Source organism: Helicobacter didelphidarum (assembly GCF_003364195.1).
GTDB classification, from domain to species: domain Bacteria; phylum Campylobacterota; class Campylobacteria; order Campylobacterales; family Helicobacteraceae; genus Helicobacter_A; species Helicobacter_A didelphidarum.
The window spans coordinates 1-24,297 of record NZ_NXLQ01000016.1; the positions used below are offsets into that span (position 1 = coordinate 1).

18 protein-coding genes are annotated in these 24,297 nt (G+C 32.5%); 7 read left to right on the forward strand and 11 right to left on the reverse strand.

Features of this window, described 5'->3' with window-relative positions; genetic code table 11:
- The 4 genes from CQA53_RS13575 to CQA53_RS07135 form a co-directional block, all read right to left on the reverse strand.
- A partial coding sequence (locus CQA53_RS13575; RefSeq protein ID WP_147290009.1) for a cache domain-containing protein occupies positions 1 to 1,274 on the reverse strand: 1,274 nt, incomplete at its 3' end.
- Between the two features lie 581 nt (positions 1,275 to 1,855).
- Positions 1,856 to 2,248: a 30S ribosomal protein S9 gene (rpsI, locus tag CQA53_RS07125; protein WP_115543327.1), complete on the reverse strand. Its 393-nt coding sequence runs from the start codon at positions 2,246 to 2,248 to the stop codon at positions 1,856 to 1,858.
- Positions 2,249 to 2,260: 12 nt separating this feature from the next.
- Entirely contained in the window at positions 2,261 to 2,695 is a 435-nt protein-coding gene (gene rplM, locus CQA53_RS07130) for a 50S ribosomal protein L13 (protein WP_115543328.1), read from the reverse strand.
- 266 nt (positions 2,696 to 2,961) lie between these two features.
- Complete coding sequence (locus CQA53_RS07135) at positions 2,962 to 3,867, reverse strand: AEC family transporter (RefSeq protein WP_115543329.1); 906 nt, start codon at positions 3,865 to 3,867, stop codon at positions 2,962 to 2,964.
- A 616-nt stretch (positions 3,868 to 4,483) separates the two neighbouring features.
- On the opposite strand from CQA53_RS07135, the gene CQA53_RS07140 reads away from it, so the two are divergent.
- The 3 genes from CQA53_RS07140 to leuS all read left to right on the forward strand — a co-directional run bounded on the left by CQA53_RS07140 (position 4,484) and on the right by leuS (position 11,418).
- Positions 4,484 to 5,308 carry an efflux RND transporter periplasmic adaptor subunit gene (locus CQA53_RS07140; protein ID WP_115543330.1) on the forward strand — a complete coding sequence of 275 codons (825 nt, stop codon included), beginning with the start codon at positions 4,484 to 4,486 and terminating at the stop codon, positions 5,306 to 5,308.
- A 188-nt stretch (positions 5,309 to 5,496) separates the two neighbouring features.
- Positions 5,497 to 8,613, forward strand: coding sequence for an efflux RND transporter permease subunit (locus CQA53_RS07145; protein WP_115543331.1), 3,117 nt, complete (start codon positions 5,497 to 5,499; stop codon positions 8,611 to 8,613).
- A 264-nt stretch (positions 8,614 to 8,877) separates the two neighbouring features.
- Complete coding sequence (gene leuS, locus CQA53_RS07150; RefSeq protein ID WP_115543332.1) at positions 8,878 to 11,418, forward strand: leucine--tRNA ligase; 2,541 nt, start codon at positions 8,878 to 8,880, stop codon at positions 11,416 to 11,418.
- A 367-nt stretch (positions 11,419 to 11,785) separates the two neighbouring features.
- Here the strand turns inward: leuS and CQA53_RS07155 are convergent, their stop codons facing one another.
- From CQA53_RS07155 to CQA53_RS07185, 7 genes are all read right to left on the reverse strand, one after another.
- On the reverse strand, positions 11,786 to 12,655 hold the full coding sequence (locus CQA53_RS07155; protein ID WP_115543333.1) for a non-canonical purine NTP pyrophosphatase: 870 nt from the start codon (positions 12,653 to 12,655) through the stop codon (positions 11,786 to 11,788).
- A 146-nt stretch (positions 12,656 to 12,801) separates the two neighbouring features.
- Entirely contained in the window at positions 12,802 to 13,506 is a 705-nt protein-coding gene (gene cybH, locus CQA53_RS07160; RefSeq protein WP_115543334.1) for a Ni/Fe-hydrogenase, b-type cytochrome subunit, read from the reverse strand.
- 214 nt (positions 13,507 to 13,720) lie between these two features.
- Positions 13,721 to 15,481 (reverse strand): nickel-dependent hydrogenase large subunit, encoded by a 1,761-nt coding sequence (locus CQA53_RS07165; protein ID WP_115543335.1) that lies wholly within the window; start codon positions 15,479 to 15,481, stop codon positions 13,721 to 13,723.
- 115 nt (positions 15,482 to 15,596) lie between these two features.
- A complete protein-coding gene (locus CQA53_RS07170) occupies positions 15,597 to 16,850 on the reverse strand; it encodes a hydrogenase small subunit (protein ID WP_115543336.1) in 1,254 nt (417 codons plus the stop codon).
- Positions 16,851 to 17,109: 259 nt separating this feature from the next.
- Positions 17,110 to 18,639 carry an SH3 domain-containing protein gene (locus CQA53_RS07175; protein WP_245945762.1) on the reverse strand — a complete coding sequence of 510 codons (1,530 nt, stop codon included), beginning with the start codon at positions 18,637 to 18,639 and terminating at the stop codon, positions 17,110 to 17,112.
- Positions 18,630 to 18,989: an ArsC/Spx/MgsR family protein gene (locus tag CQA53_RS07180; RefSeq protein WP_115543337.1), complete on the reverse strand. Its 360-nt coding sequence runs from the start codon at positions 18,987 to 18,989 to the stop codon at positions 18,630 to 18,632. The genes CQA53_RS07175 and CQA53_RS07180 overlap by 10 nt, the downstream gene beginning before the upstream one ends.
- A 37-nt stretch (positions 18,990 to 19,026) precedes the next feature.
- Entirely contained in the window at positions 19,027 to 20,661 is a 1,635-nt protein-coding gene (locus CQA53_RS07185) for a Mur ligase family protein (protein WP_115543338.1), read from the reverse strand.
- Between the two features lie 246 nt (positions 20,662 to 20,907).
- Here CQA53_RS07185 and CQA53_RS07190 point away from each other — a divergent pair, with 246 nt between their 5' ends.
- The 4 genes from CQA53_RS07190 to CQA53_RS07205 all read left to right on the forward strand — a co-directional run bounded on the left by CQA53_RS07190 (position 20,908) and on the right by CQA53_RS07205 (position 24,283).
- A complete protein-coding gene (locus CQA53_RS07190; RefSeq protein ID WP_115543339.1) occupies positions 20,908 to 21,735 on the forward strand; it encodes a prephenate dehydrogenase in 828 nt (275 codons plus the stop codon).
- A gap of 146 nt (positions 21,736 to 21,881) precedes the next feature.
- Complete coding sequence (locus CQA53_RS07195; RefSeq protein WP_115543340.1) at positions 21,882 to 22,106, forward strand: hypothetical protein; 225 nt, start codon at positions 21,882 to 21,884, stop codon at positions 22,104 to 22,106.
- 171 nt (positions 22,107 to 22,277) lie between these two features.
- Positions 22,278 to 23,030 carry a hypothetical protein gene (locus tag CQA53_RS07200; protein ID WP_181882389.1) on the forward strand — a complete coding sequence of 251 codons (753 nt, stop codon included), beginning with the start codon at positions 22,278 to 22,280 and terminating at the stop codon, positions 23,028 to 23,030.
- A 53-nt stretch (positions 23,031 to 23,083) separates the two neighbouring features.
- Complete coding sequence (locus CQA53_RS07205) at positions 23,084 to 24,283, forward strand: plasminogen-binding protein pgbB (protein WP_115543341.1); 1,200 nt, start codon at positions 23,084 to 23,086, stop codon at positions 24,281 to 24,283.
- Positions 24,284 to 24,297: the final 14 nt, after the last annotated feature.

Consider the following 24,297-nt stretch of genomic DNA (forward strand, 5'->3'; position numbering starts at 1 on the left):
AATGAACTTGCTTGAGTATTCGAAGATTCTGTAAGAGTTCGGACTGCTTCTTCTAAATCTTTTGATTTAGATTCTAAGTCTTTAGCGAAGTTTGCTGAAGTATGAAGCATTTTTCTTATTTCATCACCAAGTGTGTTGGTAACAATTTCTACACTGCCTTGTGCATTCTTGACTTCTGTTGTAAAATCTAAGCTTGTATAAGAATTAAAGACTCTTGCTATTTCATTTGTATCGCTTCCTATCTTTTCTTGTAAGACATCAAGCATACGATTAAGCACTTCTTTGAGTTCTACTAATTGAGGATTGGCTGGAATCTCTGTAATTCTTGCAGTTAAATCACCTCCTTCTATGGCTTGAGCAGTTTTGGCTGATTGTTCTATGGCAATCGTATCTTGTTTGAGTGATTGTTGTGTTTTTTCTATGTTTTCATTAATGGCTATTGCCATAGCACCAAATTCGTCTTTGGATTTGAGTGAGATGAGTTCAATACTCTTTTCTTCATGGTTAAGGAAGCGGAAGAATGAATTTAATCCCGCATAAATGCTCTTTACGCTTGACATAAGATTGAAATAGAATAAAAATGCAAGAGGTGTAAAAATGAGGAGAAATATAAGAAATGATATTCCCATAGCTCTAAAGTTTTCAGTTTCTATCAAATCATCAATCACGCTTGAAGTTTCCTTTGCTTGAATCGCAAGATTATCGATATAAATCCCTGTGCTAATCCAAATATCATTTGTGTTGGGAATAAGTGTTGCATAAGCAAGTTTTTCAGCATTGACTTGTCCGCCATCAGGAAGTGGCTTGCTAAAGAGATATTCCACGAATCCCCCACCTTCCTTTGCAGCTTTGTAGAGTTCTGGCACATACAATACTCCATTTACATCTTTTGTTTGGCTTAAATCTTTGCCAATCAAATCTTTGCGTGTTGGGTGTGCCACAGGAGTATGAACCTTATAGGCAAAATAATAGCCAGATTTATCTGCTTCAAAGCGAAAATTTTCAATAGCTTTCGCAATAATAGCAATTTTCTCCTCTTCGCTTCCCGCATTTTTAATCAAATCACCAATGAGATTTGCACTTGAATCTGTTGCAAGTTTTATCGTATCTGAAATACCATTTTTGAGGATTGCATAAGTCTCTCTATCTGTAAGCTCTCGAATAGTTTGACCGCTATGATATAAAATACCCATAAGTATCAAGAGAGAAATAATTGTCCCATTGGCAAAAAGTAAAATTTTCATTTTTAAAGGGAGATTTGTATAAAATTTCATTTTAACTCCTTACTCTTTAAAATCTAAATATTCATAAAATACGCCAAATAACTTAAACATATATAGTCTGTTCTATATCATTATTATAACAAACAATTTTCTAAATCTCAACTAAAACTAAAAACAATTTTATTGGTTTTTAAAAATTTTATTAAAGAATTTACGATGCAAAGAATCCACAAAATAAAAGGAAAAAATATTACAAAATTGCATACATTAAATATTTCTATTATAACACAAACAATTATTATAACTTTTTGTAACAAGAATAGAATATTACAATATATTAAGTGCTTTCTAAAATAATTAAAACAGTTGTGAATGATAAAGCTCAAGAGTCTAGTAGGAACAGAAAATGAACCCCCAACTCAATACCATCAAAATCAGACACTTTATTTGTAAAGCAGAAACTAAAGAATGCTTATACCGCTTACATATTCTCAACTTCACAGAAGAAATATATTTTTATTATATTTTGTCCATGTTTATTAAATTCTCTTTTAGAAAAATCTCATAAACAAAAATATAGATTTATCAATAAAATGATATTAGATATTCTATATAATACAAGAAAAGTAAAACTATCTTTTTGAGAATTGTGGGCTTCTTCTTGCTTTGCGTTTCCCATATTTTTTTCGTTCAACTACTCTAGCATCTCTTGTTAGTAATCCAGCAACCTTTAAGTCCTTACGAAATGCTTCTCTATCAAAATTATTTAAAGCTTTTGCAATTCCACTTCTTAGAGCCTCCGCTTGTGCCGAATAACCACCACCCAATGTAACAGCATGAATAGTAACTGATTTGTCTTGCTTTGTAAGCACAAGCGGTTGCATAACTTTCATCTTAATAGCATCATGTCCACCTAGCCATTCATCTAAACCAATACCATTAATAAGGATTTTTCCTGTTCCAGAACTTAACCATACTTTTGCAATAGCTGTTTTTCTTTTTCCTGTTGCATAAACTTTACTCATTGACTTCCTTTATTAAGCTTTTTTAGAATCAGCAACTTGTGCTGTATGTGGATGCGAATCGCTTGTATAGACCTTTAGCTTTTTAAGCATTGCACGACCTAATTTTGTCTTTGGCAACATACCCCTTACCGCTAATCGATAAAGTTTTTCTGGTTGCTTTTCTAGCATCTCTGCTAAAGTTTTTGATTTTGTGCTACCAAAATAACCAGAGTGAGTAAAATATTTTTTATCCTCTAGTTTATTAAAACCATTAAACTGCACTTCTTTTGCATTAATAATTATCACAAAATCGCCACAATCAAAATTAGGAGTATAGATTGGTTTATGTTTCCCACGCAAAATCGTTGCTACTTCAGCAATTAGGCGACCAAACACTTTGCCCTTTGCATCAAGAACAATCCAATCACGCTTGATTTCATTTTGTTTTGGTGTTTTTGTTATTTCCATAGCAAACCTTTTTATAGAAAGTATTTAAAGCAAGGAATTATAATACTTTTATTCTTAAATATAGCTTAAATTAAGCTATATTTAAGAATTTTTTACATTCTAGCTTATAAGCATAAAATTTGGGATTCTGTCTTTTAGGAAGCGCAATACTATTTTGCAAAAAATAAAATATGTATATGTAAAACTAGAGTTGAATTACAAATCAAAATTTATATTGCATTACATAATTCTTAAGGTACACCACACAAAAACAAGAAACCGAGAATCTAACTTGCAAATTGTAGCCATACTGGTGTGATGATAAAGCTTAATATAAGCCCAAATGTAACCACATTGAGTGCTAATTTTCCATTAAATCCGGCGGCAAGTAAGATCGCAGCACCACTCACAAGTGGGGGCATTGAAACCTCAATGAGTGCCATACGCCACAAATCATTAAAACCACCAAATATTACATTAACAATACAAAATAATATAAGGGGTGCGATAATCATTTTTCCACTAAGAAGTAAAAGCGTGTGTTTCCAATCTAAAAATGCCTTTAATTCCATTTGCACACCAATTGCAAATAGTGCTACGGGTGTAGCAGTTTGTGCAAGACTTTTTAGTGGAGTAAATAATTCATCGGGTATATGAAATGGCATGAAGCGAAACGCAAAACCACAAATCAGCGATAAAAATAAGGGGCTTTTAAACAAACGCTTAATAACTGCAAAAATTGAAAATTTATTTTTCCCACTTAAACTCATTATAATTGGTACAATAAATGCAAATGGAATCCCTGTAACAAATTGGTCATAAATTACAACTTGGTTGGCATATGCATCGCCCAATGCCCCCTTTACAAAAGGTAGCCCCAAATAAAGTGTGTTGCCTAATACTCCCATAACACAAAAAACAATCAATGTGCTTTTGTCAAGTCGCAAGAGTTTTGCGATAAAAAATAGTATAATACCCGCACCTATATTACACAACAATCCAATAAAACACATAAGGAGAAAATCAAGATTTACCATTGCGTGGTAAGTTCCATTAAAAACTTGTGCGGGAAGTGCGAAGTTAAGTAAAAATCCAAGTAAAATCCCACTCTGCCTATTTCCAACTAAACGCAAGATTTTCGCCATGTATCCAATAAAAATAAATACAAAAATACTATACATTGCTAATAACATACAGAATCCATATTTGAATAATACATACCATTAGAATCTACAAATGAGGGTGAGAGATAGAGTATCACCGTATCTCCTTTCAAGTAACATAAAAAATGAAAAAATATCATAAACCGAGGATTATATAAAAATTCTTGTAACAATGTAGCAGTATCGCCAGATATTTATGTAATTTGTAACATATTCTTGACACCATAAATACATATCCTGAAGCCTATGGTAGTTTCCACTTATTGCTTTACGCCATGCTATCAAACATTTCTTGATTATAACATAGATTCTCTAAGTTTGTTACAAATAGTATCTTTTTATTAAAAATAGTTGCATATACAACTATTTTTAATTGATATATTTTCATTGGGCTGTGTATAATTACAAAAGTAATATTGTATATTGTTAAAAATGGCTCAATTTACTAAAATAGTGTAGAATTGAACCTTCAAAAATAATAAATGCTGGATTGAAAAAATGTCATCAAGAAATAAATTTAAGGAAAGAAATTCTATACATTTTTTATAGAACAATATATTTCTAAAAATATTTGGGATTTTTTAGTAGATTCGAAAATCTATTTCAGCTAATTATCAATTCTAAGAGATTCTTAAAAGGAAATTACATGAACATCAACCATCAAAAAGTATTCATATTTTATTTTACAAAATTTTGTTACTTATTCAGTTCAAAAAAAACCAAGAAAAATATATTTATAGGAATATGCACATTAGTATTTTCCAATCTTGCATTTGCGGGAGAACAAGTCTATGGGATATTTAATGTAGCTGCGGTTCGCGATGCAAATCTTATGATGGACACAAGCGGGATTGTGGCCAATATTTTTGTTGATGTTGGCACTCAGGTAAAGAAAGATGATGCACTTTTAAATCTCTCAAATGAAGATAGAATACAAAATGTAAATATGCAACGTGCACAACTAGAAGGAGCAAAGGCACAATATTCCTTTGCCAAAAACCAATATGAACGATATAAGAGAAGTGGAAATGCAATTGATAAAAACTCGCTTGAACAAAATTATTCTAATTTTAAGAATCTTGAAAGCACTTATAGTAATCTACAATATAGTCTCAAATACCAAACTGAAATGTTGAAAAGAACAACGCTCATCGCTCCATTTGATGGCACAATCGCAAGTAAAAATATTGAATTAGGTGATGGTGTTGGAGCAAATCAAACAAAGCTTTTTCGACTTATTAGTAATGAGAAAAAGATTATTATCCAATTTGATTCAAAATATCTGCCTCTTGTGAAAGTAGGGGATATATATCGCTATAAAATTGATGGTAAAGGTAAAGAGTATGAAGCAAAAATCTATAAAGTTTATCCTACCGTTGATGTCAATACAAGAAAAGTAAGTGCAGAAGCTATTGTTCCCGATTCTTTGCAACCTGGGCTTTTTGGTGATGGCTATATCATGACACATTAAATTCTAAAATTCATGAAATAGAAAGAAATTTACGATATTTAACTAAAGTATAAATAAAAAGATTCTTTAGCTTTGACAAAATCTTTAATAAAAAATTTATAAGGATAATTTTTATATTATAAAACTCTTGCAAAAAGAAGTTGGGCTGCAACGAGCATACCACATTGCTATAAAAATAAGGAGAATTCATGTATAAGTTTGCAATTAATCGCCCTGTAACGACATTCATGTTCGCTATGGCAATGATTCTATTTGGATTTTATGCTATTAACATGATGCCAAAAGCATTATTCCCTGATGTAGATTTTCCTGTTGTTTTAGTAAAAACAACCTACAAGGGAGCAAGTGCTGAAACAATAGAAACAAAAGTAACAGATAAAATCGAGCAAGCAGTCCTTGCCATTGATGGATTAAAGTATGTAACTTCAAATTCGGCTAAAAATGTCAGTATTGTAGCAGTTATGTTTGAGTTAGAAAAACCCCTTGAGGTCGCAGTAAATGATGTCCGCGATAAAGTAAATGCTGTGATTTTAGATTCCGAAATCGATAAACCTACGGTGCAAAAATTAGATACAGGTAGCACACCTATTGTTTCACTTTTTCTTTCTTCTGATAAACCTGTACCCGATATGATGAAACACACAAATAATGTTATCGCACCAATTTTACAACGTATAGGTGGCGTTGGTAATGTGCAAATGAGTGGTTATCGAGAAAGGCAAGTAAAGGTTTATCCAGATCCAACTTTAATGAATAAATACAATATTACTTATACAGATTTAGCTGGAATCTTAGGTAAAGAAAATCGTGAAATTGATGGCGGACGTGTCATTGAAGAAAAGAACGAACATTATATTGTAACCGATGCAAATAGTATAAGTGTTGAAGAAGTCGGCAATATTATCATTAAAGACGGGCTAAAACTTAAAGATGTAGCTGAAATTGAAGATGGACTAGCAGAAGAGAAGTCTTATTCAACATATCGTGGCAAATACGGGGTAATTTTAGAGGTTCAAAAGATTACTGGGGCAAATGAAATCGCCATAGCCGATGGTGTTAAAAAGGCTTTAGAGCAAATCAGAGCAGTGAGTCCGGGATATGACATAGATATTTTTTGGGATACAACAGAATATATCCAATCATCCATTAAAGATATTCAGTTTGACCTTGCTTTAGGTGGGTTTCTAGCGGTTTGTATCGTCCTTTTATTCTTGCGAAATGTTACCATTACAATAGTATCCGCTATTTCATTACCCGTATCAGTTCTAGGGACATTTGTATTTATTCATATGATGGGATTCTCGCTTAATATGCTTACTATGCTTGCCCTCACACTTGCCATTGGAATCATTATTGATGATGCAATTGTTGTAATTGAAAATATACACAAAAAATTAGAGCATGGTATAAAACCTAGAGAGGCTGCTTATGAAGGTGTGCGTGAAATAGGTTTTGCTATTGTAGCTATTTCCGCTATGCTTCTATCTGTATTTATTCCAGTAGGAACAATGAGCGGGATTTCTGGGAAATTCTTTGCAAGTTTTGGTTTAACCGTCGCTCTTGCTGTGGGTATTAGTTACATTGTTGTTATTACGGTAATTCCTATGTTTAGCTCGATTTTATTAAAAGCGGAGCAATCAAAATTCTATTATACTACACTACCTTTTTTTCAAAAACTTGATAGTCTTTATCTCAAAACAATACAATTTCTTATGAGAAGTTGGTTTAATATGATTCTTGCTGCATCCGCAGTGTTTGGGGTATTTGTATTATCTCTTATCGTAGCTGGAACAATGGGTAGTGAATTTATGTTAAAAGAAGATAGAAGCCAATTTCAAATTATGTTTAAAGCAAAACCTGGAATCAGTATAGGTGAGATGAAAAGAAAAACTGAATTATTTGCAAAACATATAGAATCTAATCCAAATGTAGATTTTGTTACCCTGCAAGTAGGACCTGGGGACTTACAACAAGCTTTTTTCTCAAAGCTTTACATCGGACTAAAACCGCTTAAAGAAAGGAAAAAGCAAGGTAAAAATGGTGATCAGTTTGTCTTACTAGAAAAACTCCTTAATGAGCTACGCAGTATGCCAGAAACAAAGGGATTAGACGTTTTTGGTTCAGAGGTCCCTCTTGTGGGCGGTGGTGGTGATAATACACCTGTGCAAGTATCAGTATTCTCACCCGTAGAATCTATCATGCAAAGCAGTGTTCAGAAACTTTCTCAATATATAACAGAAAAAGAACCAAGGTTCAAAGATAAAATCACAAATTTCCATTTATCAACTTCAGATTCTATGCCGGCGTTCTTACTGAAGCCTATACGACAGAATATTGCACAATATGGGATTACTAGCACGGATATAGGACAAGCTGTGAGTATGGCATTTTCAGGCGAAACACAAGTGGCATATTACAAAGAGGAAGGAAAAGAATATTATATTACCATTCGTTCCCCAGATTCTAAACGCATTAGTGCTAATGATATAAAACGCATTCAAGTAAGAAGTTCTAGCGGAGATCTTATCTTTATTGATGGGCTAGTAGAAATTGAAGATAGCTTTACCTCAACCAACATTACGCGTTTTAACCGACAACGTAGTATCACTGTAGCAGTTGCACCAAAAGAGTATAGTGGGTTAAGTGTGGGCGAGATAGTTAAACTCATAGAAGAAAATGCAACAAGTGGAGAAAAATGGCTTGATGAAGGAGCAGGATATAGACTCATGGGGCAAGCTGATAGCTTGAGTGAAACCATGATAGCTTTTGGAATTGCCATAGTAATGGCTTTTGTCTTGATATATCTCATTTTAGCAGCATTATATGAGAGTTTCTTGCAACCAATTATCATTATGGTTACAATGCCCCTTAGCTTTAGTGGGGCGTTCTTTGCGATTAAACTTGCGGGTGGAAGTGATGCGGCAATGAGCATGTTCTCTATTATGGGGCTTATTCTACTCATTGGTATGGTTGGAAAAAATGCAACACTCTTAGTTGACGTAGCAAATGAAAAAAGAAAAGAAGGCATGAGTATTGTTGAGGCAATACAATTTGCAGGAGAATCTCGTTTGCGACCAATCTTAATGACCACAATAGCAATGGTTGCCGGAATGTTACCTCTAGCTCTTGCAACAGGTGATGGTAGTGCGATGAAACAACCAATAGGTCTAGCAATGATTGGTGGTTTATTGGTTTCAATGTTTTTGAGTCTGCTTGTTGTGCCAATATTTTATAGAATCATTACACCCATTGATGAGAAGATACAAAGATTTTATAAACCAAAAAAAGATGAAATTTTACAATAAATAACTGGATTACTCGAAGTGTTCTTAATATGATAATAAATCTTTTGTTGTGCAAATGACCACTTCCCTTTAAAATTATTCATTGCAAAAAAAAGGGGAGGGTTATTTTTTATGCACTTGAATATATCTTAAATTGTAGCAAAACAGATATTGTCTATTTTATGTTATAATCGCAACTTTAACATTATGTATGCAATAAAAAATCTTAATGAAATTAAGACTAAATCCACAATTTGAGACACAGAAAACTTGCAAGGATTATTAATGCAAACAAACCAACAAACAGAATGTAAATACAATCCTAAGGAAATAGAACCCAAATGGCAAAAGATTTGGGAAGATAATCAAAGCTTTGAACCACACAATCCGTGCCACAACAAAAATCATAACAAAGATTCTAGAAAGGAACAACAACCAAAAAAATACATTCTTTCTATGTTTCCCTATCCTAGCGGAGCAATCCACATGGGGCATGTCCGCAACTACTGCATAGGCGATGCGATTGCACGTTATTATCGTATGTATGGTTATAATGTTTTACACCCAATTGGCTTTGACGCATTTGGTATGCCTGCAGAAAATGCCGCAATAAAGCATGGTGTTCATCCAAAAACATGGACTTATTCTAATATGGAAACCATGTTGCATGAATTGAAAACATTAGGATTAAGCTTCTCACAAAAAAGAATACTAGAAACCTGCAATCCAACATATAGCAAATATGAACAAGAATTTTTCATACAAATGTGGAAAAAAGGATTGATTTATCGTAAAAAAGCATCGCTAAATTGGTGTCCAAAAGATCTCACTGTATTGGCGAATGAGCAGGTTATTGATGGAAAATGTTGGCGTTGTGATACTGAAGTTGTGCAGAAAGAAATGTTTCAATACTATCTTAAAATTACTGATTACGCAGAAGAACTCCTTAAGGATCTAGAATCTTTAGAGGGTGAATGGCCATCCCAAGTGCTTAGTATGCAACGCAACTGGATTGGAAAATCTAATGGTTTAGAGTTTGATTTTACCTTAGATTCTGATTCTCAAAACAAAATAAATTCTAAAATTACATCATTGCGTGTTTATACAACAAGATGTGATACAATTTACGGCGTGTCATATTGCGTGATAGCACCTGAACATCCTCTTGTTGATATATTAATAGAAAAAAATTTTCTAGATTCTCACACTTTAGATTCTATCCACACAATGCGTAATCAAAGTGAGAAAGAGCGTGCAAGGTCTGAAAAAGAAGGAATTGCACTCCCTATATCTGTCATTCACCCACTTACAAATCAGAAATTACCTGTATGGATTAGCAATTTTGTCCTAATGAGTTATGGATCTGGTGCGGTAATGAGTGTGCCTTGTCATGATGAAAGAGATTTTGAATTTGCAAAAAAATATAATCTTCCCTTAATCCCTGTAATTGCTCCTGATTCCCACACTCACAAAAATATAGAATCACACATTATGCCTACACAACAAATCAATAAAGCTTTTACTGAAGATGGAATCTTAATAAATAGTAAGGAATACTCTGGATTATCAAGCAAGCAAGCAAGAGAAAAAATTAGCAAATATTTTGAACAAAAAGGATTAGGAAAACGCATTATAAACTATAAGTTACGCGATTGGGGAATCTCACGCCAACGCTATTGGGGAACACCAATCCCACTTATTCATTGCCCAAATTGTGGTGTATTAGAAGAAACGAAACTCCCAGTTATTTTACCTGAAGATATAATGATTACAGGAGAAGGGAATCCGCTTGAAAAGCACCCTACTTGGAAACATACAACATGTCCAAAATGTGGCATAGATTCTTTGCGTGAAACCGACACAATGGATACTTTTATGGAATCTAGTTGGTATTTCTTACGCTATACAACACCAAAGGAATCGCGCGAAGAGATTGCATTTGAAAAAACAAATTTGGATTATTTTATGCCAGTAGATCAATATATTGGTGGGATAGAACATGCCATTTTGCACCTTCTGTATGCACGTTTTTTTACAAAAGTGTTGCGTGATTTGGGATACCATTCATTTAATGAGCCATTCAACGCATTATTAACACAAGGAATGGTATTAAAGCAAGGTGCAAAAATGGCAAAAAGTAAAGGAAATGTTGTTGAACCAAGACACATTATAGAATCTTATGGTGCAGATACAGCACGTCTTTTTACGCTCTTTGCTGCACCACCAACTTATGCACTTGAATGGAATGATGAGGGGGTAAGAGGGTGCTATAAATTTATTAATCGTCTTGTTGATAGAAAATCACGCGTGATAAAAAACCTATGTATGCCTACAATTAATGTAGAAACACTCAATAAAGATTCTAAAATTGCACGTTATAAAATCTATGATGCTTTACAAAAATACCAAAATATTTTTAACAAAAAACTAGATGGTTATCCTTTTAATGTCGTTATTGCAGCATGTATGGAAGCACATAATGCTATTTCAGCACAAGCAAGTAATGAAGTTTTCACAGAAGGATATTATGTTTTATTACATATTTTGGAGGGATTTATTCCACATATTGCAAGTGAGTTAAGTCAAGAATTATTTAATATGGCAAATTTTACTCCCTTAAAGGTTGATTCTAGTGTATTTATTCAAGATGAGATTACCTATGTTATTAGTATAAATGGCAAAAAACGTGCAGAAATAACACTAAGTAAAGAATCTTCAAAAGAAACCGTGCTTCAGCAAGCAAAAGAAATGGTAGCAAAATGGCTTACGAGTGATATAAAAAAAGAAATATTTGTGCCAAATAAACTCATTAATTTTGTATTATAAGAAATTTTAAATAAAAAACAAAGTTAAATAACCTCTGTTTGTATAAGAACACAAGTTTGCCACAAAATATAATTTAAAATAAATCCCACATGACAAACAAGCCCCAATAATTACATTCAGAAATACAATATACTGAAAGTAGCATTAACACACATTCAACAAAAATCTTATAGTAATGCAATAAATGCTTATTCATTCAATTATAAATGAGAATAATTTCCTCACAATAAACCATAATATATCATAAAAACCACGAATGTAATTTGGATACGAAATAAATTGATTTTATATAATATTTATTTATTATCTGAATTATAGAATATTTTATTCCAATAATTTCTATTAAAATAATTTAGATTTTAAAAAATTATAGTTGAAGAATCTTTTTTAGTTCTGCAATAGCCTTGCCACGATGAGAAATTTTCATTTTTTCTTCCAATGGTATACTTGCAAGAGAGTATTGTAAAGATTCTAAGATATGATTTATGGAATACGAATATTTTTTTGTTATATCATGAGTATCATAAAAATCTTGTTGTTTTGAAGCTTTTATTTTAGAATCTTGCGATGAATGTTGGTAAATGTCAGAAGATTCTTGTTCTAATAAAAAATTACATTTCATAAGTTCTGCTTTTCTTGTTCCCTCAAAATCCCGATAGAACATACTATCATAGCCAAATCCATGACTTCCTAGTTCTTTTATTGCTACAATTCCATTACAAATACCAGATGCAATACCGCTTTTTACCAAAAAAGATTTTTGATATATTGACTCTTCAGTCTGTTTGTAATCAATAATATAAGCGATGCTACATTGAAAAAATGCTTTACTCCCCCATATCCCACGCTTTTTTAACTCCCTTTTTAACGCTTGACGATTTTCTGTGTCACTTGAATTTCCAGCGGTTACATTATTGTTAATAATATGTGCAAACCTAGCAGAAAATACACCTGGTCCACCATTCAAGGCTTCAACACACAAACCGCTGTCATCCGCCAAAATAATCATATTGTTTTGTGATTGTTGTTTTAAAGCTACATGTAACGCATTTGCTTTTATCAATGCATTTTCTTCAAATGTTTTACCATTTTCGGTTGGATTAAAATCCTGTATCCCCAAAGATTGTGGGGTATAAATTTCTTTACCAAAAGCATTACTAAATTCTTTTAGTTTATGGGTATTATTTGTTGCAAGAATAATACGATAAGTATCTTTAGATTCTGGGGCATATTGCACGACTTTTCCTTATTCTGAAATTCCACCCCATAGTTTCCAAAAATTTATACATAAACATAAAACTCAAAAAAGCTAGAAAAAATTTTATACATATGTATTCTTCCAAACACTAATGAAAAATCAATATTTTACTTATTTCCATAATATTAAACACGGCGATTTTCAACATAACGCATACCACTGACCATTGCATCAGCACCACCATTTGGATAACGCACAGAATTCCAAATCACAAGATAAATATGAACAGGAATAAAAATGATAAAAGCCCAAGTAACAATATGATGAATTGCACGCACATTTGCCAAACCACCACAGACAACCTCAACCCATCCAAACATTGCTCCAGATAAAGCACCTAAACCTTCGTGGTACACATTGCTATAAAGTGAAATACCTGTGAGAGAAATGATAAGAGTAAGTATTCCAAGCGCAAAATATGTACAAAATTGAAGCGGATTATATGCTCCATTAATATGAGGGTGTTTGGCAATAAATAAATATGCACCGATAGTTCTTACCCAAATAACTGGATTAAAAACTTGTGTAATTGAGATTCTCTCTGGTTGACTTGATTTCGCAAAGAAAAATAAATATACACGAAAAAATGATGCTCCAATCAAGATAAAACCAGCTATACAATGGAAAGAACGATTATATGCTTGTAAGAATCCTACTGGCTCACTATGCCAATTTGGTTGCAAAAATGGATAACTAATATAAAAACCACTTGCTATGAGAAAAATAATCATAAATGCACGTACCCAATGTAAAAATCTCGTTGTGCCACCAAATTCTAGATGTTGTTCTAGTTCTTTTTTTATAGCTTGATCTATTTCCGTTGAAAGCATGTTTTCTCCTTTCTTACTTGTTATTAAGCCCAAAGGGCTTAGGTAGAAATTTCTCTCTAACAAAACTCTTTATTGTTCCACTTTCTTGTAGAATTTATCTATATTTTTGATACCCTTCTGCCATGTGTCAATTTTTAAATATCTGAAATTAAGTTTATCAAATCTCAATCTAAAAATTAACTCCAAACACACTTATATATTCTAAAATATCAACCTAAAATCTCGCAAAAGATGGATCAACTTTATACTCACATAAACTATTCCCTTTTGTATCCATGACATGCACCGCACATGCAATACATGGATCAAATGAATGAATATGACGGATGATTTCTAAAGGTTGTGTAATATTCGCTACCTTTGTGCCAATAAGGCTCATTTCATATGGTCCCTTCTGTCCTTTAGAATCTCTAGGTCCAGCATTCCAAGTAGAAGGAACAACAGCTTGATAGTTTGCTACCTTGCCTTCAGATATTCTTACCCAATGGCTTAACATACCGCGAGGAACATTACCAATGTAGCAACCTTTATAATCACGTTTTGGATCAATTATATATGGAGCACAAGTTGTGGTATCAATTTTAATATTTTTCACAAGTTCATCAAATGCTTCTAAACCATTTTCTGCCAATACTTTTGCTTCTAAACCTCTTGCTGCAGTTCTACCAAGAGTGCTAAACAAATGCTCTGTGGTAAGTCCTGTTCGTTTTAAAAATGCTTCCGCTGCCATTTGTATTTTTTCGTTTTTTCGTGCCAAACCAACAACAATAGATGCCAAAGGACCTACCTCCATAGGTTTCCCATCATATCTAGGAGATTTTATCCATGAATATTTAGAATCTGTTTTTAATAATTTAGTTTTTTCTTCCTTACCGCTTAAACCAATACTTGTGCCATCAAGCATACCGGTATAATGTGGATTAGTCTGCCCTTCATATGGGTGTAATAAATCTGTAGGTTTTATTTCCTCATTCTTCTCATTTTTGCCCTTATACTCATACCATGAATTTGTTACTTCTTCAGCAATCAGATCAAGATCTACATCATGAGCCTTGCTTATATCACCATTAAGAACATAACCTGTTTCCATAAGATATTTATCCCTACTTACTTGCATTTCTCTAAAACTTAGGAAATTCTTGAGATTACAACCAGCCAACACACTAGGCTCTTTAGAATATGCCATACCTGCCATAATTAAATCTGGATAATATGCTCTGTGAATGAAATCCGCAACCATTTCATACTTAAATTTATATTCAGCTAAACGACTAGGATCTAAAATATCCATAATTGAAGTAACCCCACCAACAGTTAAACTCTGTGGATGTGGTTGTTTTGCACCAAAAATAGCCATCATTTTTGCCGCTTCTCTTTGCACTTCAAGAAGTTTAAGATAATGAGAGAGAATGATAAGATTTTGTTCTGGAGTAAGTTGATAAGTTTTATGTCCCCAATAACCATTAGCAAATGGTCCAAGAGACCCTTGAGCTGCAAAATCCTTTACCCTTTTCTGGACGGATCGCAACACATCTTCACCTGTTGCAATTGGATTATCGCAATATTCAAAAGCAAGTTTAGAGGCTTTAGCGGGATCCGCACTTAACGCACTAATAATATCACACCAATCAAGCCCATGTAGTGTATAAAAATGAACAATATGATCATGGAAAAAGAGAGCAAGATTCATAAGTGTTCGAACAAGTTTTGCATTGTATGGAATCTCTATTCCTAAAGCATTTTCAACTGCAGTAATACCAGCCTTATAATGTGAATAAGTGCAAACTCCACAGATTCTACCAGCGATAAAACCTGCGTCTCGTGGGTCCCTTCCTTTAATAATTGTCTCAAGCCCACGCCATAGTGTAGAACTAGAATATGCATCAGTGATAACATTATTTTCATCAACAACCACTTCAATTCGTAAATGCCCCTCAATTCTCGTAATCGGATCAACTACAATTCGCTTTGACATATTTTTCCTTTCTTAGCTAAATTTTAGATTCTCAAATTTATTATTTAATTATAATTATTTTGCAGTATTCAAACATTGCCATAAAATCCATTTAGCAATATCCAAAATACTCCAATCATTTAGGCTTAATTGCTCCAGAAATCATAGCATGTGCTGCAATGCCAATAGCTGCTGCACCAAGCACTATAATACCAACATTATCTGCTGTTCTATCTGCACCAGCACCAGTAAATGCGGTTTGATAGCGGTTTCCCAATGGGACTTCAAATGGATTCATAGTATCCCAGAATCTTGGCTCACTACAACCTATACAACCATGTCCTGCACCAATTGGCCAACTTGTATGGGAATTAAAGCGTAATTTTGAGCAGTTGTTAAAGGTATATGGACCTTTACAACCAACCTTATAGAGACAAAATCCATGTTTCGCATTTTCATCACCAAATGCCTGCACAAATTCGCCTGCATCAAAATGCCCTCGCCTTTCGCATAAATCATGAATTCTTAATCCATAAGCCCATTTTGGACGATTGAAAGCATCAACAGCCATATCCCCTAAAAGAATGAAGTGCATAAGAGTACCCACAATATTTTTCTCGCTTGGCGGACAACCTGGCACATTGATTACACGTTTATTTATAATCTCGCTTAAAGGATTTGCATTTGTTGGATTAGGGGCAGCTGCTTGCACACCACCAAAACTAGAGCATGTCCCAATTGCAAAAATTGCTGCTGCACCCTCTGCTGCATGACGACATTCTTCAGCTCCTGTGCGTGCATGTGCTCCAATAGTAAGGAAATATTCTGTGTTTTTTGGTATTCCACCTTCGACCATCAAAACATATTTTCCTTTATATGTTGTTATAGCATCTTCTAGACTCTTTTCAGCCTGATAACCAGAAGCCGCCATGATTGTTTCATGATATTCAAGACTTACATAATCAAAAATAATAGAATCTATGCCAGGATCTTCACTTCTTAAAAGACTTTCACTGCAACCAGTGCATTCTGCCATATGTAACCAAATAAGTGGGACACGATTAGCAAGTTCTGCAGCTCTAGCAGTTAATGGGACAAAAGAAGCAGGTAAACCAAGAGATGCTGTAACAACAGCAGCCCATTTCATAAACTCACGTCTTTGGAATCCATTCTTTGCTAAAACTTCCATAAGATCATCTTGATATTTTTCTTTACGCAAAGCAGGAGATTTTGCTAGAGAATCCAATCTTGCCTTTATCTTCCGAAAAAGACCCTTTTTTGTATTCAATTCAAGGTTGTTACCTTGCGGATTCTGACTATAATCAAGAGAAACTTTTGTGTGTGAGTGTGAATGCTCTACAATATTCTTTGTGGATTCAAGTAACTTCATTATAAATCCTTCGATAATTTATGGATATTTAGAATTTTACAATAAAAGTTAAACTTTTACCCTATTCCATTTGCATTTTTTTCGCAAAATAAAAATACCTATGTAACAATGAGTAACAATTATAAATTATAATAATTAGAATCTTAAGACGAATAAGAAATATTTTTTAGATATTTCACAATGAATGCAAGAAATTAAAAGAATATCATTGGAATATTTTCTCAATTGAATAAGTTTATTTTTTAATGAAGAAGCCACATCAATATGATATTTGTAGTTGTGAAATATCATATTGACCATTACTCTCTGTATAAATATTTGTTATTCCGCGTATTCGTGAAAGGAGTGAATTTTTCACTTCAGTATTTGAGGTAAAAGAACCGCCAACATGAAGTGTTGTAATTTTTACACCCCCAAGCAAGATTTTTTCTTTTTTATTATTTATAACAGGATTTACACCCCAAGCACTATGTGCAACAATAGCCCGATTAATGCCACCAATATTTGTATGTCCGATATATAGCATAATATGACCTTTTAACCATATAATACTCCCAAAGGGGATACCATTTGCAATAATATATGCTTCTTTATCGTGTTCTGACATTTTTGAGAGATCAACAAAATTACCCCCATATTGTGCTTGTGCCGCAGAGTTTCTTGGTAGAAAAACACCAAAACCAGCAAAACTATCACGCGTGAAAGCACTGCAATCACGATTACCAAAAATCCCACCCCAACCATATTTTTGTCCCAGCATCATATCAATAAGATGGGACATTTTTTGTGCGCTAAATGGAATTGGGAAATCTGAAAAAAGATATAAATCAAAATTTACCTCACGAATTTGTGCATAATTATCAGTATCTTTGTAAAAAGTAAGCAATTTATTTTTGCGTTTATCATAAGGAAAAATTTGTCCAATGCGTGCATCAAGAATCCATTGATTTTCATGACGAATTGGAATAAAGTCTTTATTTGGAATCTTATAATCATCAATCCGCAAAATTTTGTTTCGCATACTATTATCCACAAGTGCAATACTTCGTGTATCAACCCAACCATACACAAAAGGACTCTGAATATGTGCATATCTTCCATCTGTGCTAAAATGTGTAATCATGGCAGGTGTTCCCTCAAAGATAAAGCTATTTTGCCATCTATCAAAAGGAAAATCGCCCTTATTTTTATATCGTGGTTTATGTGTCGGGACAGCACGAACAGCAGTTGCTCTAACGATTATAGCAGGTTGAGGATTTTGCAGGAAAGCACCAAGATTCATGTTCTCTAAAAGAGTAGAAAATTCTTCTAACTTATTAGGCAATAAATTTTCACCAACACCAAGTAAAGATTCTATCTTTTTCTCTAAATTTGCAATCTTATTGAGGTAGATTTGTTCGGCTTTTTTATAATTCTTATTATTTTTTTTTGGTGGGTTTCGTTTGAGTTCTTGCAATTCTTTGTTATAGCTAATTGCATTTTGGAGCGATGGAATAATATAAAAAATTGCATTCTTATCAGTATTGATTTGACTAAAATCCCATACGGCATAGAATTTTGCAAGATATTCTTCTTTTGTTGCAAAGTTTTGTTGCATTTTCATTTTATCAGAGCTTACACCATAAAAAGATTCTAAACTATTATTTTGTTGTGTATTTGTAGCTTTAGAATCATTAGAAAAATTGATTGTCATCATACTTTCTGCATAAAGAAATGGACACAACAAGAAGTAGCACAATAGACAAAAGAATGCTAGAATATTTATAAAATAAGATTTTGTTAATTGCATAAAAGTTGCTCCATTTCTTGATGTCCAATAGAAATATGCAATATTTTATTGTTCTCTACGACAACAATTAATGGTCGTTTCACAATAGAGGGATTTTCAATAATCATTTTTTCATCAATTTCACTTATATTTTGGATTCCACTTTCTTTCAGTTTTTTATAAGTTGTGCCTTTTGTATTGATAAAAGCCTCTTTGCCACGCATATTTATAAGATTTGTAAGAAGCCAAGAGTCTGGTGGAGTTTTTTTGAAATCCACAAATTCATAATGCAAATTATGTGTTTCAAGAAAGATAAAGGCCTTTTTCATACTATTGCAATTTCTGATTCCATAGATTGTAATATTTCCCATATTACTCCTTTTGATTATATTATGATATTATAGAATCTTATTTGTGAAAATCGCCAAAAATCTTGATAACCAATTCATTAAACTCATCGCCACGTGCCTTATATGACTTATATTGGTCAAGACTTGCACAAGCTGGAGAAAGCATCACAAGCGGTGCATTTTCTTTTTCATTCTCGTTCATTAGAGAGTCTTTGCAAAGATTATCTTTTCGTAATTCTTGTGCAATTTCATTTAAAGCATAAGAAAGCGTATGACATTCTTTCACAAAAATATTATGTTGTTTGCATTCACGAGCAATCATAGTGCCATCTTTTCCTATACTAAAAACTTTTGTGCCATGGGTAGAGATTATAGGATAAAGCATATCAAGTTTTGCACCTTTTGCATCACCACCTAAGATTAAATAGATTCTGTATGTTCTATATGCACTTAACGCTGCAAACACAGCATGAGGATTTGTTCCTTTGGAATCATTGACAAATAAAATATTATTGAGCCATTTTTCTTCCATGCGGTAATGTCCAATTTTATATTGTTTTATGTATGTTTTGTCAAATGCAATATCGGCAAATTGTAATGCAGCTGCACTTAGCATAAAGTCGAGTTTAAAAGGTTCTTTAAAAAGATTCTGGTATTCTTCTGTATAGTTTAAAAATGTTTGCAATTCATTGGAATCTGCATATAATAAAAGATTCCCTTGAAAAGATTCAATAATACTGCGGACAATTTCATGTTCCAAAAGTTCTTTTGGAATACAAGCATAATATTTTTTTGGATTTTTTGCTAGATTCATTAATACGAGTGGTTTGAGTTTATCTGTAAGATAAGATTCAAAACTTGTATGCCAGCTAATATGGTCTTGACTTAGAGGTAATAAAATATAAAGATTTGGCAGTGCAAAGTTTGTGTAATGTAAAGCAAAAGAGCTTGTTTCAAGCACCCATTGAATCTGATTTGTTTTATTTTTTTTACATTGATTTTGTGCCATAAGACTTTCAGAATCTCTTGAAGATAAGTGCGATTGAAAATCATTTACATCAAAAACACTATGTGTTGGATTGAATGTTATTTGCTCTTTGGAATCTTGCAAGAATATATTATGATTGCATACCTTTGGTAGTGATTCCAAAGATAAATTCATATATGGAAAATCTTGCATAAAAAGCTTTGCTAAAGGTGTCCCAATATTACCTCCGCTTTTTGCCTGCAACATAAGTGAAGTCATCTCTGTTGTTGTTGTTTTGCCATTTGTGCCACTAATCCAAATGCTAAAAAAGTTTTTGTTCTTCTTGTTTAAAAGATTATAAATAAAATCATATTCACTCATAATATTTGTAAAATATGCAAGAAAGGCTGTGTTTGGTGGGATACCTGGACTAATAATTGCTAGAGTATCATCATGTTGCAAGGCTTGTGGTTGTGTATTAAGTGCTTGATATTGTTTAGATTCTCTCTTTGGATTTTCAGTCCTGTGTATATGATTATTTTGTGTATTTTTTTCAAAAAATTTTTCTAAAGAATAAAATGGTGCAAATTCATTGCCTTTAGAATCTTTATATGTGTGAGTAAATTTATCATCATAGACTTTACAAAGAATATTATGTATATTGAGTAACTCCATAATCGCACTATTGGTGATTCCAAGTCCCAAGATATTAATGTATGATTCCATGTTTTACCTTTTTTTCTTTTGAAATAATAGCACAAATTCCTTGATTATTTGGTCATTGTAAGAAAATAAAATCTATAATAAAATTAGGAATGAAAATATTGTTATAATCCATTTTTGTTTTTTTGTAAGTATAATCCGGCAAATTGTAAAATCACAAACTCACAGGGAACTTACACAAAGAAAGAAAACAAACTTTATTCATAAGTTTCTATGCTACAATAACAAATCAAAGAATAAGGATAAAATATGCAAGCAGGCATTATTGGTTTAGGTTTAATTGGGGGTTCTCTTGGCTTAGCTCTCAAAGAAATTAAAATGTTTAAGAGGATTCTAGGCTTTGATAAAAAATCACTACACCAACAACAAGCACTCTCGCTCGGACTTGTTGATGAGTGTGTGAGTATAGACGAAATTGCTGAATGCGATGTAATTTTTATTGCCATTCCGCTTGATTATGTTTCTTCGCTCATTAATAGTTTTGTAAATCTTCGCACAAGTCAAACCATTATTGATTTAGGAAGTGCAAAATCTCAAATCAATAGCAACATCGATTCTAAAATTCGCAAGAATTATATCGGTGCACATCCTATGAGTGGCACAGAAAATAGTGGTCCAAAAGCTGCTCAAAAAGATCTTTTTAAAAATAAAATTATCATTCTCACAGATACAATGGAAAGTGGGGAATTTCAAGTTGCATTTGCAAAAGAAATCTTTGTAAATCTTGGTATGCAAATCATTAAAATGGATTCTAAGAATCATGATAAACACATCGCTTATATATCACATTTACCACATATTCTTAGCTTTTCTCTTGCAAATACCGTCCTTGCTCAAGAAAAACCAGAAAATATATTGGCTCTTGTTGGTGGAGGATTTAGGAGCATGTCACGTATTGCAAATAGCTCCCCTATTACTTGGCGTGATATTTTCAAACACAATCGTGAATATTTATCATTCGCACTCAATGACTTTGAGATTCACTACCAAGAGGCAAAGCAACTTATTCTTGAAGAAAAATGGGACGAATTAGAGAAATGGATGAAAAAAGCAAATGTTTTACATGAATTTTTGTAATTTAGAGAGAAATTATAAAATATATCTCAACATATAATAAATACAAAAAGTTATTTAGGATTTCTCTCTATAATCTTAGAATCTTAATACTACAAAGATTCAAAAATAAAAGTTATAAAAATTTATAAAATTTAGAAGGAAACAATATGAGATTTATAAAATTCAACTTTCGTCGTGTAGATATATTTTTAATCCCATTTGTGGGCATAGTAATATACGGTCAATATTATTTCATTTCACAAAACTATAATGAATCTCAGGAGAAGAAACTTGAAAAACGTCTTGAAAAACTTGCACAAGAATGCAGAGATGGAAAACAAGGTGCATGTAATGAATATACCTTAATTCTAGAAAAAGTTGCACCAAAATAATATTTATTGGATATTTTGCTTTATTTTAGTCTTAATTGTATTGAAAAATATTCCCAAAGGCAACTCAAGAAAAATATCTAAAATTATCGTTTTTAGCACCTCAAGCGATTACATGTTGTTATTCTTTTGCTATGATTCCACATTTAGCAAATATCTTGCAAGGTTGTTGTTATGTCTTTAGAAAATGATTTACATGAAGTAAAAGCAAAATTAGCAAAGGATCAAAATCTCCTTGTAAATGCCTTTCGATTAGAATCTTTTTACAGAAAATATAAAATTTGGATTTTTATTATTATTGGGCTTTTAGTAGCATTTGCACTTTATCAAGGAATTATATTATATATTAATCATCATAAACAAGAAAAAACAAATAAGATTGCCAATGAATTAGCTCGCACAAATCTAACACAAGAAGAACGAGCAACACAAATGCAAAAATTACAAGAACAAAATCCTGAACTCTATGATTTTTATCGTTATGTAGAATTACAGAATCTTAATGGATTAGAACTGAAAGAAGAAAAAAATTTGGAAATATTAAAAGGAATTATGGATTCTAAACACCCACTGATTGCTGCATTAGCAACTTATCAATATGCGTCATTAACACAAAATCTTGATATGTTAGAAAACTTTAATGCCAATGTTTCTCATGTTTTGCGTGATAGAGCAAGATTCCAGGCGGCTTATTTATACATACAACAAAATAATATTGCAAAGGCACATGAGATTCTTAATTCGATTTCGTTGCGTGAAAACAATCAATATATCTATCAAATGGCAAATCAATTAAAACACTACGGAATACAACAAACAAACAAAATCCAAACACATTCCGCAACAATAAATACAACAGATATGCAACAATCTCCAAAAAATTCTCCGCAGTCCGTTTTACAAACCAAAGAAGATTCTATGGAATAGTCTCACTTTAACTAAATTACAATAGATGGTATATAGAAAATATGAGGAAATGTATGAATATTCAATATAATAAACTTTTTCCTATTGTTGCATTTATAACCTTTTTTTTAGGATTGAATGTTGGTTGCGATGCACAAAAAAACTTCAAGCCAGAAATTATAAAAGGTAAAATCAGCTTTAACGGGAAACTCAATAAAAAAATAATTATGACTAATAGAGAAACTGCAAAATTAAAAGATAATAGTATCATAATGTATGCAAAACCAAGACAAGAAGGAGAAAATTTCACTTTAAATAATACACAATCACTACTTATTCCTAATATCTTAGAAGATAAAGAGAATCTTTTATTCCATGATTCTACACAATGGATTATTGCTAATGGTTGCAAATCAATACGCATTATTCCGTTGCAAAAAGAAAGTGCAAATACACAAGATTCTAAAACAAAAGATTCCCAATCAAATAGTATAAAACTTGATAGAGCAAGTGTGCAAGAGATTGACATGCAAGGTTGTGTTGTAGCAGCCAGTATAAAAGATTTTCTTATTGCTGGTGTGCTTGGTGATAATACAATTTTTCTCTATGATTTGATGAAACAAGACTTCATTTTTAGGGAAAAGGGTGAGGCAATTTATGCAATTTCTTCATTTGTGGCAAATCCTGTTATGATGGATACACTTGCGATATTTCCCACACTTGATGGACGATTGCATATCGTTGATATGCAACAATTCAAAAGTGTAAAAAATATTATTGTGAATACTGATAAATTTCTTAACAATATTATATATTTAAGAGTTGAAAAAGATGAGCTTGTAGCTGCAACACAAAAGAGGCTTTATATACTTATGCGTGGCGAATCATACAATAAAGATATAGAGATTCGCGATATTTATTTTGATGGGCAATATATTTATATTCTAAGCCTCAATGGATTTGTTTATCAATTTGACAAAACACTACAAACCATACATTCTATCAAATTACCTTATGCGAATTTGAATGGAATCTTAATCAAAAATAACCACCTTTATACCTTTGAAAATAGTGGTGGGTATTTTATTGACTTAAATCTGTCGGATTTTCAGTATGATGTGTATCAATTACAATTTGGCACAGATCGATGGTTTAGTAAGGAATCTACTATTTTTTACACTCCAAACATATTATACATCAATAAAAGAATCTTGGATATTAATCGCGACTATAAAGTAAAAATTCGCGAAAAGAAACAGCAAAAATCAAAGTAACTATGTAAGTAGAG

Coding starts and splice junctions, on each gene's coding strand:
- rpsI (WP_115543327.1), bottom strand. CDS start 2,248: ATGAGTAAAGTTTATGCAACAGGAAAAAGAAAAACAGCTATTGCAAAA.
- rplM (WP_115543328.1), bottom strand. CDS start 2,695: ATGGAAATAACAAAAACACCAAAACAAAATGAAATCAAGCGTGATTGG.
- CQA53_RS07135 (WP_115543329.1), bottom strand. CDS start 3,867: ATGTTATTAGCAATGTATAGTATTTTTGTATTTATTTTTATTGGATAC.
- CQA53_RS07140 (WP_115543330.1), top strand. CDS start 4,484: ATGAACATCAACCATCAAAAAGTATTCATATTTTATTTTACAAAATTT.
- CQA53_RS07145 (WP_115543331.1), top strand. CDS start 5,497: ATGTATAAGTTTGCAATTAATCGCCCTGTAACGACATTCATGTTCGCT.
- leuS (WP_115543332.1), top strand. CDS start 8,878: ATGCAAACAAACCAACAAACAGAATGTAAATACAATCCTAAGGAAATA.
- cybH (WP_115543334.1), bottom strand. CDS start 13,506: ATGCTTTCAACGGAAATAGATCAAGCTATAAAAAAAGAACTAGAACAA.
- CQA53_RS07165 (WP_115543335.1), bottom strand. CDS start 15,481: ATGTCAAAGCGAATTGTAGTTGATCCGATTACGAGAATTGAGGGGCAT.
- CQA53_RS07170 (WP_115543336.1), bottom strand. CDS start 16,850: ATGAAGTTACTTGAATCCACAAAGAATATTGTAGAGCATTCACACTCA.
- CQA53_RS07175 (WP_245945762.1), bottom strand. CDS start 18,639: ATGCAATTAACAAAATCTTATTTTATAAATATTCTAGCATTCTTTTGT.
- CQA53_RS07180 (WP_115543337.1), bottom strand. CDS start 18,989: ATGGGAAATATTACAATCTATGGAATCAGAAATTGCAATAGTATGAAA.
- CQA53_RS07185 (WP_115543338.1), bottom strand. CDS start 20,661: ATGGAATCATACATTAATATCTTGGGACTTGGAATCACCAATAGTGCG.
- CQA53_RS07190 (WP_115543339.1), top strand. CDS start 20,908: ATGCAAGCAGGCATTATTGGTTTAGGTTTAATTGGGGGTTCTCTTGGC.
- CQA53_RS07195 (WP_115543340.1), top strand. CDS start 21,882: ATGAGATTTATAAAATTCAACTTTCGTCGTGTAGATATATTTTTAATC.
- CQA53_RS07200 (WP_181882389.1), top strand. CDS start 22,278: ATGTCTTTAGAAAATGATTTACATGAAGTAAAAGCAAAATTAGCAAAG.
- CQA53_RS07205 (WP_115543341.1), top strand. CDS start 23,084: ATGAATATTCAATATAATAAACTTTTTCCTATTGTTGCATTTATAACC.